The organism is Hoylesella timonensis 4401737 = DSM 22865 = JCM 15640, assembly GCF_000455445.1.
Classification (GTDB): domain Bacteria; phylum Bacteroidota; class Bacteroidia; order Bacteroidales; family Bacteroidaceae; genus Prevotella; species Prevotella timonensis.
Map to the genome: position 1 here is coordinate 49,110 of NZ_HG417096.1, position 16,060 is coordinate 65,169.

Here is a 16,060-nt window from a genome sequence, read left to right on the forward strand (position 1 = left end):
TTTTGGAACTTATTAAAAAAATGCGTAATTTAGGCGTCAACAATTTTTGAACATTTAGTACTAACCCTTTTAAATCTATAACCGATATGAGAGTATATCAGACAAACGAAATCAAAAACATTGCATTGCTTGGCAGTGCGGGTAGCGGCAAGACCACACTTGCCGAGAGTATGTTGTATGGAAGCGGCATTATTAAGCGCCGTGGTACGGTAGAAGCAAAAAATACTGTAAGCGATTACTTCCCCGTAGAGCAGGAATATGGGTATTCTGTATTTCCAACAGTTTTTCATGTGGAATGGAATAACAAGAAATTAAATATCATAGATTGTCCTGGAGCCGATGACTTTGTGGGTGGAGCTATTACTGCTTTAAACGTTACGGATCAGGCTGTTATCTTGATTAACGGCCAGTATGGTCCAGAGGTTGGTACGCAAAATAACTTTAGATATACCGAGAAGCTCAAAAAGCCTGTTATCTTTTTGATTAATCAGCTTGATTCTGACAAGTGTGACTTTGATGTTGTCATCAATACCATGAAGGATATTTATGGTTCCAAGTGTGTTCAGATTCAATATCCTGTACAAACTGGCTCGAATTTCAACGAGATTATCGACGTTTTGTTGATGAAGAAATATTCCTGGAAAGAAGAAGGTGGTATGCCAATTATTGAGGAAATACCCGAGGAAGAGAAAGAGAAAGCCCTTGAATTGCACAAAGCTCTTGTCGAGGCAGCAGCCGAAAATGATGAGAGTTTGATGGAGAAATTCTTTGATACAGAAAGCCTAACGGAAGATGAATTGCGTGAAGGTATTCGCAAAGGCTTGGTGACGAGAAGTATTTTCCCTGTATTCTGTGTTTGTGCAGGGCAGGACAAGGGAGTTCGTCGCTTGATGGAATTCTTGGGAAATGTTGTTCCTTTTGTGAATGAGATGCCTAAAATCCATAATACACGTGGTGAGGAAATTGATCCAAATTCTGATGGTCCCACTTCTTTGTATTTCTTCAAAACGGGTCTTGAACCACACATTGGCGAAGTATCTTATTTCAAAGTAATGAGCGGTAGTGTGAAGTCGGGTGATGATCTCATCAATGCAGATCGTGGATCGAGAGAGAGAATCGGTCAATTGTATGCCTGCGCAGGTTCCAATCGTATAGCTGTAGACCAACTAAATGCTGGCGATATTGGTTGTACGGTGAAGCTAAAAGATGTGAAAACAGGAAACACACTCAATGAGAAAGATTGCGAATGGAGATTTGACTTCATTAAATATCCCAATTCAAAATACAGTAGAGCGGTGAAAGCTGTCAATGCTGGCGACACGGAGAAGGTCATGGCAGCCTTGTTAAAGATGCGTCAAGAAGACCCCACTTGGGTAGTGGAGCAATCTAAGGAGTTGCGGCAAACTATTGTCCATGGACAAGGAGAGTTCCATTTGCGTACTTTGAAGTGGCGTCTTGAGAATAATGACAAGCTACCAATTGTCTTCATGGAACCAAAGATTCCTTATCGCGAGACGATTACCAAGCAAGCACGAGCAGAATATCGTCATAAGAAACAGTCGGGAGGAGCTGGTCAGTTCGGTGAAGTTCACTTGATTGTTGAGCCTTATGCCGAGGGAATGCCAGATCCTACTCACTACAAGTTTAACGGTCAGGAGTTCAAGATGAACATCAAGAGCAAAGAAGAAGTTGACCTACCATGGGGAGGAAAGCTCGTATTCATCAACTCCGTTGTGGGTGGTGCCATTGACCTGCGTTTCATTCCAGCCATCCAAAAAGGAGTTATGGACTGCATGGAGCAAGGTCCTTTGACAGGAAGTTATGCCCGAGACGTTCGAGTTGTCGTCTATGACGGTAAGATGCACCCCGTTGATTCCAATGAATTATCCTTTACTTTGGCGGCACGACATGCCTTTGCTGATGCGTTCAAAAATGCAGGACCAAAGATTTTGGAGCCTATTTATGATTTGGAAGTGTTTGTTCCTGGCGATTATATGGGTGATGTGATGAGTGATTTGCAAGGTCGACGTGCACTCATTATGGGCATGGATAGTGAGGCTGGTTACCAGAAACTGGTTGCTAAGATACCTCTAAAGGAGCTTTCCAACTATTCGATAGCTTTAAGTTCGATTACGGGCGGTCGTGCTTCATTTACAACCAAGTTCTCAAGTTACGAGCTTGTACCTAATGATTTGCAGTCACAGCTTATTGCTGAACACGAAGCAGAGAAAGTTTCGGACGAAGATTAAAAATAAATTACAATGTAAAGGAGATGTACGAATGTTTAATTTGTGCATCTCTTTTTTTGAATAGGTAGTAAGTTGTTCCCAATAACTATCTTTTTTATGACAAAAGCATCTCTTTAATTGCATTAAAACAACTATACTTTTATTTTTAGTTAATATACCATAAACTGCTCTTTTTATTTAACATGATATTGTTAATGAATTAAGAGAATTGTTATCTTTGTACTATATGAAAAAGAGGACGATTTGGATTATCTCAGTCATCATGGGAGTTTCTTTCCTTGTGTTGCTATTTTTACAGCTGAAATATTTTCAGGAAATGGCAGATATGAAGAAAGAACAGTTTGACGAGTCTGTCAACAGAGCTTTGAACCAAGCAGCGCGTAATCTTGAATATAACGAAACTTTCCGATATTTACAGAAAGATGTCAATGAAACAGAGCGCCGAGCTTTCATTCAAGACTCTATCGGAACGCGTTCGGGAAAGCCCGATGGAACGTTGCAACAATCGCATCAATTCTCTGTAACGGGAAAAGATGGGACGATGTATTCGGCGTTTGAGCTAAAAACCATTACGGTAAAACCGTCTCAAATGCCTAAGGGGATGATTTTGCAAAGCGATAAGAACTCCCTTTCGGAAGCTACAAAATCTTTGCAGGAGATAGTGAAAAATCGTTATGTATATCAGCGTGCACTCTTAGATGAAGTAGTGTATTCGATATTGTACTCAGCCTCTGAAAAGCCTTTGAAAGAAAGAATCAATTTTAAGTTGCTCGATCAGGACTTAAAATCAGAGTTAATGAACAATGGAATCAACATACCTTATCATTTCAGGGTGACCACCCAAGATGGGAGAGAGGTTTATCGATGCTCTGATTATTCTGATGATGGCGAAGAGTACACCTATTCACAGGTGTTGTTCCGTAATGACCCTGCTTCAAAGACAGGCGTGGTGCGATTGCATTTCCCGGATATGAACAGCTATATCTTTTCCTCTGTTCGGTTCATCATGCCCGCCATTGTGTTCACTGTGATTTTGTTGATAACTTTCATTTTTACAATTGTGATTGTGTTTAGGCAAAAGCGTTACACCGAAATAAAGAACGACTTTATCAATAATATGACGCATGAACTGAAGACACCGATAGCCAGTATCTCGTTGGCAGCGCAGATGTTGAATGATAAGAGCTTGACCAAAAGCGAGGCAATGCTGAACCATCTCGGTTCTGTGATACAAGATGAGACTAAACGTCTTCGGTTCTTGGTTGAGAAAGTTTTGCAAATGTCAATGTTCGATCGCAAGAAAGCCGTTTTCAAGAAAAAACAATTGGACTTGAACGAATTGATAGAGAACATTTCGCATTCATTTGCTTTGCGTGTTGAACATACGGGAGGAAAGATATATACCGATATAGGCGCTGTTGATTCTACTATCTATGTGGACGAAGTACATTTCCAAAATGCTATTTTCAACTTGATGGACAATGCGGTGAAATATGGGAAACCCAACCAGCCACTCAATATCTTCTTGAAGACATGGAATGACAAAGAATATTTGTATTTGTCCATTCGAGATACAGGCTTGGGTATTAAAAAGGAAAATTTAAGGAAAATATTTGAAAAGTTCTATCGCGTGCATACAGGTAATGTACATGATGTAAAAGGCTTCGGCTTGGGATTGGCGTATGTGAAGAAAATCGTCAATCTACATGGAGGCGACATCTCTGTAGACAGCGAATATAAAAATGGGACCACGTTTACGATTAAGCTCCCAGTGATTAAAGATTAATAATTATTCATTAAAACAAATAAGATTATGGAAGAGAAATTGAAAATCCTATTGTGTGAGGACGATGAGAATTTAGGAATGCTTCTTAGAGAGTATTTACAAGCGAAAGGTTATATTGCTACCTTGTGTCCAGACGGTGAAGAGGGATATAAAGAGTTTTTGAAAGATAGATATGACATTTGTGTATTGGATGTCATGATGCCTAAAAAAGACGGTTTTACTTTGGCGCAGGAGATAAGACAAGCCAATGCGGAAATGCCTATCATCTTCCTTACTGCTAAGGTATTGAAAGAAGATATACTCGAAGGTTTCAAGATTGGAGCAGACGATTATATTACCAAACCCTTCTCCATGGAGGAATTAGTATTGCGCATTGAAGCCATCTTGCGTCGTGTTCGTGGCAAAAAGACGAAGGAAAAAACGGTTTATCAAATCGGTCGCTTTGTTTTCGATACCCAAAAACAATTGTTGACCATAGGAGATAAACAAACGAAGTTGACAACCAAAGAAAATGAATTGTTATCATTACTTTGCTCTCATGCCAATGAAATATTGCAACGCGATTTTGCTTTGAAAACCATTTGGATTGATGACAACTACTTTAACGCACGCTCCATGGATGTTTATATCACAAAGCTGCGCAAACACTTGAAAGATGATGACCAAATAGAGATTATCAACATTCATGGTAAAGGGTACAAATTGATTACTCCCGAAGAGGATTGATAAGCTCGTATAAGGTTGTTATGTCAACAACTTCTACAAATATGAATAGGCATGGAATAAAGTTTCATGCCTATTTTGCTTCTTCTTCCAGCACGAAGCTATAGACTCTGATGTTCTTGGCTTTGCAATTTGTGTCCATGTATGATTGACGGAACTAAGTAAAATAGACTATTTTGGACACCAAAACAGTTTGTTTTACCTGCCAAAACAGACTGTTTTCCTTAGCTGCATCATTATAGTTTTATAAGGCTCGCAAAAAACTTTTGTTCAAACAAAAAAGAATTGACGCTTTTCTATGGCGAATACTCTTATGGAGCGGTAATAGCGTGTCATTGTGTTATTGGCGACAAGAGAAGTGAACAATTAATATCTGTTCTGTTTCCTTGATAAGTAAGTATAGGCAACGATACCCAACACCACAAAAAATAGTCCCAAGAATAAAACCCAGTAGTAGCGAGACCAACCTGTGATGTACGAGAGAAGAAAAACAACTACTCCAGCATAAACACAATATAAGCCGAAGCTTGGCGCCATTTTTATTTTCTTAAGAAACCTCTTCATGACAGCAAAAGTACAAAAAAGATTTGGTAGACTTACGAAAAAGTGGTAACTTTGCACCGCATTTTGCAAAAATAATATTTATTAATAAATGAAGTAATATGAATCATTACGAAACCGTTTTCATTTTGACTCCCGTTTTGTCTGATGAACAGATGAAGGAAACGGTCGCTAAATTCAAGACTCTCCTTACTGATAATGGTGCCGAGATTCTGAATGAAGAGGCTTGGGGACTTAAGAAACTGGCTTATCAAATTCAGAAAAAGAACTCAGGCTTCTACTGTTTGTTTGAGTTCAAAGGTGAGCCAACATTAGTAGACACACTCGAAGTTGGCTTCCGCCGCGACGAGAAAGTAATCCGTTTTATGACTGTTAAATTGGACAAGTATGCTGCACAGTATGCTGAGAAGAGAAAACAGAAGTATGCTAACAAGAAGGAGGCTTAATTATGGCAGAGAATAAATCAGAAATTCGTTATTTGACTCCACCTTCAGTGGATACCAAGAAGAAAAAGTATTGCCGTTTCAAAAAGAGTGGCATTAAGTACATTGATTATAAGGATCCTGAGTTCTTGAAAAAGTTCTTGAACGAACAGGGTAAAATTCTTCCTCGTCGTATTACTGGAACTTCATTAAAGTACCAGCGACGTGTAGCACAGGCCGTAAAACGTGCCCGCCAGATAGCACTGCTTCCTTATGTAACTGATTTGATGAAATAATTAAGAGGAGGAAACAGAATGGAGATTATATTAAAAGAAGATATCATCGGTCTTGGTTACAAGAACGATATTGTAGATGTTAAACGTGGTTATGGTCGTAACTACCTGATACCAAAAGGTAAGGCTGTCATTGCTTCCGAATCGGCTAAGAAAGTTCTTGCAGAAGATATGAAGCAGCAAGCTCATAAGTTGGCAGCTAAGAAAGCAGAGGCAGAGAAGAAAGCTGCTGCGTTGGAAAATGTAGCATTGGAAATTTCTGTAAAGGTATCTGCAACAGGTGTTACTTATGGTTCGGTTACTGCTGCGACAGTTGCTGAAGAATTAGAGAAGAAAGGCTTTGCTGTAGACCGAAAGATTATCACGATGCGTGATATCAAGAAGGTGGGAGAATATGAAGCTACTATCCACTTCCATAAAGAGGTTGAAGTGAAAGTTCCTGTTACCGTAGTAGCAGAAAATGCTCCTAAGGCAGAGGTAAAGTCAGACAATGTTGATACAGAGAAAGAGACTGGTAAGACAGTTGACGCTGTAGAGACAGCAGAACTTGAGCAGAAGGAATCTGTTGAAGAAGCTGACGATACTAAAACCGCAGAATAAAAAGCTGCTGAATAAGCGGTGAAGACGCTTAATTGCAGTGAACCAATATTAGATATTGATACCAATTGCACTGTAAAGCAAATCTATAGGTGTCCCGATGTGTCATTAAACCACATCGGGATTTTTATTTTTCCCGACTTTAACTGTGCTTTACTATTATTCCGCATTAAGCTTCTTGTGATTGATAAACGTTTGTAGGCTTGGATGTATGCCCTTTGTGGGCTGGAATTATCAAATCATTCATTAGTATTACCCACGGGAGATAAAAAAAGACAATACACGAATTAGGTATGTTCGTGCATTGCCTTTATGTCTTGAAGTCTTTGTGGAAAAGACTAACGACTCCACCAATGCCTTTTGCGTTTTGGTGGTTCTGCTGCATGTACCTGTTGGTTCACAGCTTCTCGTATCAAGTCTTTTATCGTTTTATGGTCATGAATCATATGATATATTTGTCCCCAATCAAGTAATCCACCAACGTTTCTATCGTCAATAAAGAGGTCTGCTTTCAGTTTTCGCGAGAAGTGATTGTTATTCTTAGTACCATCTTCCTCGGGGTAATCACGATTGACAGCCCAAAACTCAACTCCTCGTTCTTTGCACCAATCAATAGCCTCTTGTAGAAGCTTACCCTCTCGTACACTCCATAAGATTAATCGGTGGTGATCTTTTATCAACATCTTCAGAGTTTCCGTTGCAAAAGGAAGCTCTTCGCCAATCTCTGGATAGCGATGTTCAACGATAGTTCCATCGAAATCTACTGCAATAGTCATAGTGCAAATCTTTAAGCGATATCAAAAATTGATGAAAGTAATCTTTAAGTTAATCAAAAAGCTGTATTTTTTTAACTCGCTATCGTTTTATGGAGGTGTCGTTTTTGTCTCCGTAATGGCTATTGGCATAGTTGCCGTAGCTTCCATAATTGCCATAATTACCATAACTACGCTTGCTATAATGCCCATATTTTCCGTATTTGCCATACCTTCCATAGCCATAATAATAGCCATACTTCTTCTTGGACATATCAATGCCATTGATTACAATTGACATCTGTGGAAGCTTCTTCTCTTTTGCAAGAGTGTTAATGAGAGTGAAACTCTCTTTAGGGGTATAGTCAGCACGACACATGTAGACCGTTGCATCAGCGACACGTCCAATTTGGAGTGTGTCTGTCACCAATCCAACAGGAGCAGTATCAATTAATATGTAATCATAGTGCTGTTTCAGTTGGTCGATGATGAGCTGCAAGGAGGGTCGAGCTATCAGTTCTGCAGGATTTGGAGGCACAGGACCCGATAACAGTAATTCAAGGTTGTTGTTAATACCTGAAGGTAAAATCTGACTTTGTATCTCTGCCCAAGTAGGCTGCTCTTTGGTCAATAGCATCGTAACACCATGATGATGATCGTCTATTTCGAACAATTCTGCCAAACGTGGCTTACGAATATCCAAACCTACCAAGATGACTTTCTTACCTAATAGTGCGAAGCTAACTGCAAGGTTGGAGGCGTTGAAAGTTTTTCCTTCACCCGATGTGGTAGAAGTAAACATGATGACTTTTTCATTCTCTTTCATCATAAATTGCAAATTGGTTCGCATGCTACGGAATATTTCTTCCATCTGATTGTTTTGGTTCTCATGAACCACAATGTCAGCTTTGGTTTTAGCCGATTCGCTGGCTACTGCCACATCTGCTAAAATTGGCAGCTTGGTTAGTTTGGCGACATCGTCATGACCCTCTATCTTATAGCGGAAGAATTGTATCAAGAACAGAATTAAAGAAGGAATACCCAATGCTATGAGCAGCGCAATTAGGAATATCATCGTACGTTTTGGACTTACTTGTCCGCCAGTTGCAGGTTCATCAATCAAGGTACCCTTGTCTGCGGTGGCTGCCAATGAGATTGAGTTCTCTTCTCGCTTTTGTAACAACATGAGGTAAAGTCCTGATTTTACATCCTGCTGGCGTCCTATTTGGGTGAGCATGCGCTCCTGTTCAGGACTCTGAGATACTTGTCCTTGGTATTTACCATATTGCGAAGCCACGCTATTTCGTTGTATTTGTAGTCCTTTTTTTGCTTGGTTCATAGCTCGATGAATACTGTTATTCAAATCATCCAGCTGAGAAGTAAGCGGTGTAACTGTTGGTGAGGACTCTGAAGCACTCCTTAAAAGTTTATTCCTCTGAAGAGCAATTTCATTATACTTGTTAATTAATCCGTTAACAGTAGGGTCGGAAATACCTACATTGGCAGGGAGTGTTTCGTATTTTCCGCCTGGCCGCCCCATACTTTCCTGAACGCTGTTAAGCAGTGCCACCTGTGTGTTTGCTTCGGCTAACTTCTGGTCATATGCGTTGGCATTGTCCATCGCCTGAGCAGCATTCATTTCTTGGTTGACCATTCTGTTGCGTTTCTTATAGCTTTCTAATGCACCTTCTGTAGCTCCGAGCTCTGCACTAATCTTCTCTAACCTGCTATTGATGAAGGCTTCTGTATTGCGGGCTATTTCGTTTTTATCTATGTTCGCCTGTCGATTATAACAAATAACTATCTGTCGTAGATAATCTTTTGCTCTATAGGGAATTTCATCTCTCAGTGTGAGTAATGCAATGCTATTGCCTTTGTTACTTTGCGCAACATTAAAGGATGATCTGAATTTAGCAGCCATCGCTTTAGGAGAAACAATACGGACTTTGAAGCTCTCACCGTCTTTTAACGAACCTGCATTTCTACTATTGAATGTTAGGATTCCTGCTTTGGTAGCTAAGGTTGCTGGAAGTTTGTTGATGGTTTTATCAATTGTATATGCCTTCTGTGATTGCTCATCTGTTGCATTGTAATTTCCTGTGACATGAAAAGAATTACCTTCTCGTTGTATATACAAATTGATAGCCGTGGATAGCTTGTCAAGATGAGCAGGGTCAATATCTACATCAATGGGTTGGTTTTGATACATCAGCTTATCTTTCACCCTGCCTTCTGATGTGTAAAGGGTGTACAACTTCAAATCTCTAACAGCTTGTTCTGCCAGTGATAAGGAAGATAAAATTTCCATCTCATTTTCAATACCTGCCGAGTTGGTCATCATTCCTAAAGTCGTGGTGTTTAATGCGCTATTTCTGCCACGTCTGTAATTATCCTCTTCTTTAATCAGCATTTTAGCATTTGCTTGATAGATAGGCGTTGTGTACCTTAGATATATTGCTGCAAGTCCCAAGCAAATGATGAGGGATAAGACAAACCATTTCCAGTTAAAAACAAGAGTTGTATAAATGGTTTCAAAATTAAAAAATGAACTTTCTTCTTGTTCATCAATCTTTTTCACTTCTTGGTTTTTGTTATCTTCCATTTGAATAAATGTGATTATTTCATTACTATTCCAAATACTTACTTATTATATAGCTTCAAACTATTTCTTATTTTGTGTTAGCTCAAGTAGATATTGTCCATAAGAATTCTTCTTCATCGGTTGAGCTATTTTAATGAGTTGTTCTTTTCCTATCCAACCTTTTTTGAAAGCAATCTCTTCTAAGCAGGCTACTTTCAACCCTTGGCGTTTCTCAATAACTTCTATGAATGTGCTGGCTTCAGACAAACTGTCATGAGTACCCGTGTCCAACCATGCGAAGCCTCGTTGCAATGTCTGTACTTTTAGTTGTTGTCTTTCAAGATAGATTTGATTAACGGTAGTAATTTCTAACTCTCCACGTTCGCTTGGTTGAATGTGCTTGGCAATATCTATCACTGAATTAGGATAAAAATAAAGTCCTACTACAGCGTAATTGCTTTTTGGGGCTTTTGGTTTTTCTTCAATACTTAGACATTTTCCTTCCTGATTGAATTCTACGACGCCATATCGCTCTGGGTCGTTGACATAATAACCAAAAACAGTTGCTTTGTTTTCTTTTTCTGCGTCTGCAACAGCCGTGTAAAGGAGGGATGAAAAACCAGAACCATAAAAGATGTTGTCTCCCAAGACCAGACAAACGGATTCATTGCCGATAAATTCTTCACCAATGATAAATGCTTGCGCTAAGCCATCGGGACTTGGTTGTTCCGCATAGGTAAACTTCACTCCTAAGTCTTGTCCATCTCCTAACAGTCGCTCAAAACCAGGTAAATCAAACGGAGTTGATATAATCAGAATTTCACGAATACCTGCCAACATTAGTACAGATATGGGATAATATATCATGGGTTTATCGAAGATAGGTATCAATTGTTTGCTGATACCCTTCGTGATGGGATACAAACGTGTCCCTGAACCGCCTGCTAAAATAATTCCTTTCATGAATGTAAAACTTAGTTCTTTTATTTACCTATACGTTAAGGATAAGGTAGTGTACAACTTCATCAACGGCAACTTTACATAAACTGGGAGTTGTGCGACTTGACTCAATCAGGGCATGAGGTTCCAATCTTGCGTGCCGTTGCGCACATATATGGCACAAAGATATAAATAATAATTGAATAGGGAAAGTGAGAAACCTGAAATTGTTGATTTTGTTTTGTATTTTTATTGTTTTGTCGTAACTTTGTGGAGTATTCCGTGAGATAATCTCATGCGAAGAAAAATATTATGTTACATTATCATGATGAAATTTTTATCAAATATCTTTGACAAAAAGGGCAAACAAGAGAAAACTGGTGGCATGGAAGACTACATGACACTGATTAGGGTTTACTTTCAGTCTGCAATGGCAGCGCAATTGGGAATTAACAACTTGAAAATGTTACCTGACTTGCGCACGTTCAAGACAACATTAAAAGTTCCAACTGTGAATAACAAATTAGGTGTTGGCGAAAAAGTACATTGTAAGAAAATGCTGAAAGATATCTACAAGACAAACGACAATTTCTGTAAGGAGATTGATCAGAGTATCCGTCGTAACTGTCGCAGAATGGAAGATGTTCAGACCTACCTTTTGCAATTTCAAGGGTTTACACAGGAGCTGATGATGCTGATAGGTAATCTGATGAAGTTTAAGTTACGAGTTCCTTCAATCTTTAAGAGTGCTATTTATACTATGACCGAAAAGACCGTCAACGATATCTTCACTAAGAACGATTATACAGATGCTGCTGCAATGAAAGCGGTTGTCACCATTAGGAAGTATAATAATCGTTTAGGGTTCTCGCAAAAGTGGGTTACTGACTTCGTGTATCAATTGGTGATGTTGGCAAAGAAAGAGCCAAAACCTGCTGATAGTGAGCAGAAATAACATTTGTTTTTCAGCATCATTGACTTTTATAAATTCACTTTTGCAATGCTCTGTGCTAAAGTAAAGCGTAAAAAATATGATGGATAATTTGTGATTATCAATTTATTAAGTTAAATTTGTAACCAAATTGTAAATCTATGAATGCGAATGAGAAGACTTTATCGCTTTTCACCACACGTGTCAGGCAAATGATTCTCCAATATCAAGAAATGAAACAGGAGAATGATGGCTTGTACGAAATGGTGGATGAGCAGAATGCGAAGATAAAAGAACTCGAAGCACAGCTGGAACAGGCAAAACAGAATTACAATAGTCTCAAGATGGCAAGGATGATTCAAGTATCTAATGCGGATATGGATGTTGCGAAGAAAAAATTATCCAAGCTCATCAGGGATGTCAATAAATGTATCACACTACTGAGTGGAAAATAGTCGGAGTGATGGCAGGAGACAATAGAGATAAGCTACAAATAAGATTACATGTTTACGATACAGACATGAGCGTAACTGTTCTGAGGGATGATGAAGAATATTATCGCCAGGCAGCAAAACTCATCACGGAGACTGTAAATACGTATTCCTCTCTTTTTAAGACCAAAAGGAGTGAGAAAGAAATACTCTATATGGCACTGATCGATATTGCGTTAAGATACGAGAAAGAGTCTGGACGCAATGACGTGAAGCCTTTTCATGAAATGATGGCACAGTTAACGACCGAGATTGAAGAGGCATTCAAGAAGCAAATTCCTTGATTGAATCGATGAACTGCTTGATGAATAACTGAGAGAACAGCCTATTTGTCTTTTACCTTTTTGGAGTAGAGCCTGCATTGATTGTATGGAAATCAATCTGCTACCAATCTGATTTTTCATTTCCACGCTAAAGTTTAGAAATGAAATTAAATTTATATTATATAATATGGGTACAATTATCACAATGATAATAGCCATTGCCGTCATTGGAGCAATAGGCTATGCAGTTTATCAATACGTTGTTAAAAAGAAATACAATGAGATAATAGCGGCTGCAAATAAAGAAGCAGAGGTTCTCAAAGAAAAGAAACTGCTGGAGGTTAAAGAAAAGTTCTTGAATAAGAAGTCTGAACTTGAAAAAGAAGTTCAAAGTCGTAATCTGAAAATCCAACAGAGTGAGAATAAACTCAAACAGAAAGAGCTTGGCTTAAATCAGAGACAAGAAGAGTTGGCTCGTCGTAAACAAGAGGTTGATAGACAACAACAGCGAATAGACAACGAAAAGAAATTGTTAGAAATAAAACAAGCCGACCTTGATAAACTTCAGTTACAAGAACGTGAGAAACTTGAGGAACTATCTGGTCTTACTGCTGAAGAAGCAAAGCGAAGATTAGTGGAAAGCTTAAAGGATGAGGCGAAAACAGATGCTGCCAGTTATATTAACGAGATAATGGACGAAGCGAAACTGAATGCCAATCAGGAAGCAAAGAAAATAGTTATCCAGACAATTCAACGTGTTGCCACTGAAACAGCTATCGAAAATTCTGTCAGTGTTTTCCACATCGATAATGATGAAGTGAAAGGTCGTATTATTGGAAGAGAAGGACGAAACATTCGTGCTTTAGAAGCTGCTACAGGGGTTGAGATTGTTGTAGATGATACACCTGAGGCTATTGTCATTTCCGCATTCGACCCTGTACGACGTGAGATTTGTCGTTTGGCACTTCATCAATTGGTAGCGGATGGACGTATACATCCTGCTCGAATTGAAGAAGTGGTGGCAAAGGTGAAGAAACAACTTGATAATGAAATTATCGAAACAGGTAAGCGGACAGTAATAGACTTGGGTATCCATGGACTTCATCCTGAATTGGTGCGAATTGTTGGAAAAATGAAGTATCGTTCAAGCTATGGACAGAATTTATTACAGCATGCGCGTGAGACAGCAAACCTTTGTGCGGTCATGGCAGCTGAATTAGGTTTGAATCCTAAGAAGGCTAAACGTGCGGGACTTTTGCACGATATAGGAAAAGTGCCTGACGAGGAAAGTGAGTTGCCACATGCTCTTTATGGAGGCAAGATTGCCGAGAAGTTCAAGGAAAAACCAGAGATAGTCAATGCGATTGCTGCGCATCATGATGAAGTAGAGATGCAAACGTTGTTGGCACCCATTGTTCAAGTTTGTGATGCCATATCTGGAGCTCGTCCAGGTGCTCGTCGAGAAATTGTAGAGGCTTATATCAAACGTTTGAATGATCTTGAGGCAATTGCGATGAGTTACCCTGGAGTAACCAAAACTTATGCTATTCAGGCTGGTAGAGAGCTTCGTGTTATTGTGGGAGCAGACAAGATGGATGATGCGGAGACCTTAAAGTTGTCGGATGAGATTGCTACAAAGATTCAAAATGAAATGACGTATCCCGGACAAGTTAAGATTACTGTTATCCGCGAGACGAGGAGTGTAGCATACGCCAAATAACTACATTTGAGTTTATCGTCTATAAAATAATTGACCGTATTTGTTACTTAAAATACGGTCGATTTATTTTATAGATTTATTTCAGAAATTACAAAGAACATGGGGGAAGCTCTTTATATCTCTTGATTAGCTGATGATATGAATGTCTTAAAATTCACTGGTAAAGTGAAATTTAATATGTTCGAAATCTTGTTGCGCCATTGATAAAACATATTGGGAGTCGGCAAGGAAGACATCTCTTCCCTCTCGATCTTTTGCCATATATTGGTATTTCCTTCTCTTGAAGTTTTCAAGTTCTTCTTCATTGTCCGATTCTATCCAGCACGCTTTATACAGATGAACAGGTTCCCATCTGCATTTCGCATTGTATTCATTTTCTAATCGGTATTGGATGACTTCAAATTGTAGTTGTCCTACGGTGCCGATAACCTTTCGTTGGTTAAACTGGTTGATGAACAGTTGGGCAACACCTTCGTCCATCAGTTGTTCAATACCCTTGTTGAGTTGTTTAGATTTCATAGGATCATCATTTTCAATGTATTTGAACATTTCTGGTGAGAACGAAGGTAGTCCCTTAAAATGAATCATTTCACCTTCAGTGAGTGTATCTCCAATTTTGAAGATGTTATTATCTGGCAAGCCCACGATGTCACCGGGATAGGCTTCTTCAATGGTACTCTTACGTTGCGCCATGAATTGAGTAGGTGAACTAAACCTGACCGTTTTCCCATTGCGTACATGAAGATATGGCTGGTTGCGAACAAACTTTCCAGAGCATACTTTGCAGAAGGCAATGCAAGAGCGATGGTTAGGGTCTATGTTGGCAGTAATCTTAAAGATAAAGCCAGTAAACTTAGGCTCCTCTGGATGTACCAATCTCTCTTCAGCTAAGGTGGGGCGAGGACTTGGTGCGATTTCTACAAAGCAATTCAACAGTTCTTGGACGCCAAAATTGTTTAGTGCCGACCCAAAGAATACGGGCGCCACTTCTGCTGCACGGTAGGATTCTTGATTAAAAGTTGGATAAACGCCATTCACCAGTTCAAGGTCTTCACGTAAACGATGAGCTTCTTTTTCTCCAACCTTTTTCTCTAACTCTTCACTCTCAACGTCTACCTCAACCTTCTCGGTGACACGTTGTTTGTTCGGAGTGAACAAATTTAATTGTTGTTCATAGATGTTGTACACCCCTTTGAAACGAACACCTTGACCGATAGGCCAACTCAAAGGGCGCACTTTAATTTGTAATTCTTGTTCCAGTTCGTCAAGTACATCGAAAGGGTCACGACCTTCACGGTCCATTTTGTTAATAAAGATAATCACTGGCGTTTGGCGCATCCTACAAACTTCCATCAGCTTGCGTGTTTGGGCTTCCACTCCTTTTGCAGAGTCGACCACAATAATGGCAGAATCTACAGCCGTAAGTGTGCGATATGTGTCTTCTGCAAAGTCTTGGTGTCCAGGAGTGTCCAAAATGTTAATCTTATAGCCTTGGTAGTCGAACTCCATGACCGACGTAGACACAGATATTCCACGTTGCTTTTCAATGTCCATCCAGTCACTGGTAGCTGTCTTCTTTATTTTATGACTCTTGACGGCTCCAGCAACTTGTATTTGACCTCCAAAAAGCAGGAACTTTTCAGTAAGTGTCGTTTTTCCTGCGTCTGGATGTGAAATGATGGCAAAGGTTCGACGACGTTGTATTTCATTCATGTTGTATTCCGTTGATGTGTTTGTTTTTATTGTTAATTG

The 16,060-nt window shown here is 39.4% G+C and carries 14 protein-coding genes; 10 read left to right on the forward strand and 4 right to left on the reverse strand.

The window, feature by feature from the left end; all coding sequences use genetic code 11:
- Nucleotides 1–86 precede the first annotated feature (86 nt).
- From BN35_RS07760 to rplI, 6 genes are all read left to right on the forward strand, one after another.
- Entirely contained in the window at nucleotides 87–2,249 is a 2,163-nt protein-coding gene (locus tag BN35_RS07760; protein WP_025072315.1) for an elongation factor G, read from the forward strand.
- Nucleotides 2,250–2,475: 226 nt separating this feature from the next.
- Nucleotides 2,476–4,035, forward strand: coding sequence for a sensor histidine kinase (locus BN35_RS07765; RefSeq protein ID WP_028900789.1), 1,560 nt, complete (start codon nucleotides 2,476–2,478; stop codon nucleotides 4,033–4,035).
- Nucleotides 4,036–4,062: 27 nt separating this feature from the next.
- Nucleotides 4,063–4,761, forward strand: coding sequence for a response regulator transcription factor RprY (gene rprY / locus BN35_RS07770; protein ID WP_008123271.1), 699 nt, complete (start codon nucleotides 4,063–4,065; stop codon nucleotides 4,759–4,761).
- A gap of 659 nt (nucleotides 4,762–5,420) precedes the next feature.
- Nucleotides 5,421–5,765: a 30S ribosomal protein S6 gene (gene rpsF / locus BN35_RS07775; protein ID WP_025071601.1), complete on the forward strand. Its 345-nt coding sequence runs from the start codon at nucleotides 5,421–5,423 to the stop codon at nucleotides 5,763–5,765.
- A gap of 2 nt (nucleotides 5,766–5,767) precedes the next feature.
- Complete coding sequence (rpsR, locus tag BN35_RS07780; RefSeq protein ID WP_008123278.1) at nucleotides 5,768–6,037, forward strand: 30S ribosomal protein S18; 270 nt, start codon at nucleotides 5,768–5,770, stop codon at nucleotides 6,035–6,037.
- 18 nt (nucleotides 6,038–6,055) lie between these two features.
- Nucleotides 6,056–6,634, forward strand: coding sequence for a 50S ribosomal protein L9 (rplI, locus tag BN35_RS07785; RefSeq protein WP_025071602.1), 579 nt, complete (start codon nucleotides 6,056–6,058; stop codon nucleotides 6,632–6,634).
- A 335-nt stretch (nucleotides 6,635–6,969) separates the two neighbouring features.
- Here rplI and BN35_RS07790 read toward each other — a convergent pair whose 3' ends face one another.
- From BN35_RS07790 to rfbA, 3 genes are all read right to left on the reverse strand, one after another.
- A complete protein-coding gene (locus BN35_RS07790) occupies nucleotides 6,970–7,407 on the reverse strand; it encodes a BT0820 family HAD-type phosphatase (RefSeq protein WP_025071603.1) in 438 nt (145 codons plus the stop codon).
- A 79-nt stretch (nucleotides 7,408–7,486) separates the two neighbouring features.
- A complete protein-coding gene (locus tag BN35_RS07795; RefSeq protein WP_025071604.1) occupies nucleotides 7,487–9,985 on the reverse strand; it encodes a GumC family protein in 2,499 nt (832 codons plus the stop codon).
- Between the two features lie 60 nt (nucleotides 9,986–10,045).
- Entirely contained in the window at nucleotides 10,046–10,927 is an 882-nt protein-coding gene (rfbA, locus tag BN35_RS07800; protein ID WP_028900788.1) for a glucose-1-phosphate thymidylyltransferase RfbA, read from the reverse strand.
- 304 nt (nucleotides 10,928–11,231) lie between these two features.
- On the opposite strand from rfbA, the gene BN35_RS07805 reads away from it, so the two are divergent.
- The 4 genes from BN35_RS07805 to rny all read left to right on the forward strand — a co-directional run bounded on the left by BN35_RS07805 (nucleotide 11,232) and on the right by rny (nucleotide 14,308).
- Nucleotides 11,232–11,858, forward strand: a complete 627-nt coding sequence (locus tag BN35_RS07805; RefSeq protein WP_025071605.1) for a hypothetical protein — start codon at nucleotides 11,232–11,234, stop codon at nucleotides 11,856–11,858.
- Nucleotides 11,859–11,995: 137 nt separating this feature from the next.
- The gene (locus BN35_RS07810; RefSeq protein WP_025071606.1) at nucleotides 11,996–12,289 is read left to right on the forward strand and encodes a hypothetical protein; all 294 of its coding nucleotides are present in this window, start codon (nucleotides 11,996–11,998) and stop codon (nucleotides 12,287–12,289) included.
- Nucleotides 12,290–12,297: 8 nt separating this feature from the next.
- Nucleotides 12,298–12,609, forward strand: a complete 312-nt coding sequence (locus tag BN35_RS07815) for a cell division protein ZapA (protein WP_025071607.1) — start codon at nucleotides 12,298–12,300, stop codon at nucleotides 12,607–12,609.
- Nucleotides 12,610–12,775: 166 nt separating this feature from the next.
- Nucleotides 12,776–14,308, forward strand: a complete 1,533-nt coding sequence (gene rny / locus BN35_RS07820; protein WP_025071608.1) for a ribonuclease Y — start codon at nucleotides 12,776–12,778, stop codon at nucleotides 14,306–14,308.
- Between the two features lie 147 nt (nucleotides 14,309–14,455).
- Here the strand turns inward: rny and BN35_RS07825 are convergent, their stop codons facing one another.
- Nucleotides 14,456–16,021, reverse strand: coding sequence for a peptide chain release factor 3 (locus tag BN35_RS07825; protein ID WP_025071609.1), 1,566 nt, complete (start codon nucleotides 16,019–16,021; stop codon nucleotides 14,456–14,458).
- Nucleotides 16,022–16,060 lie beyond the last annotated feature (39 nt).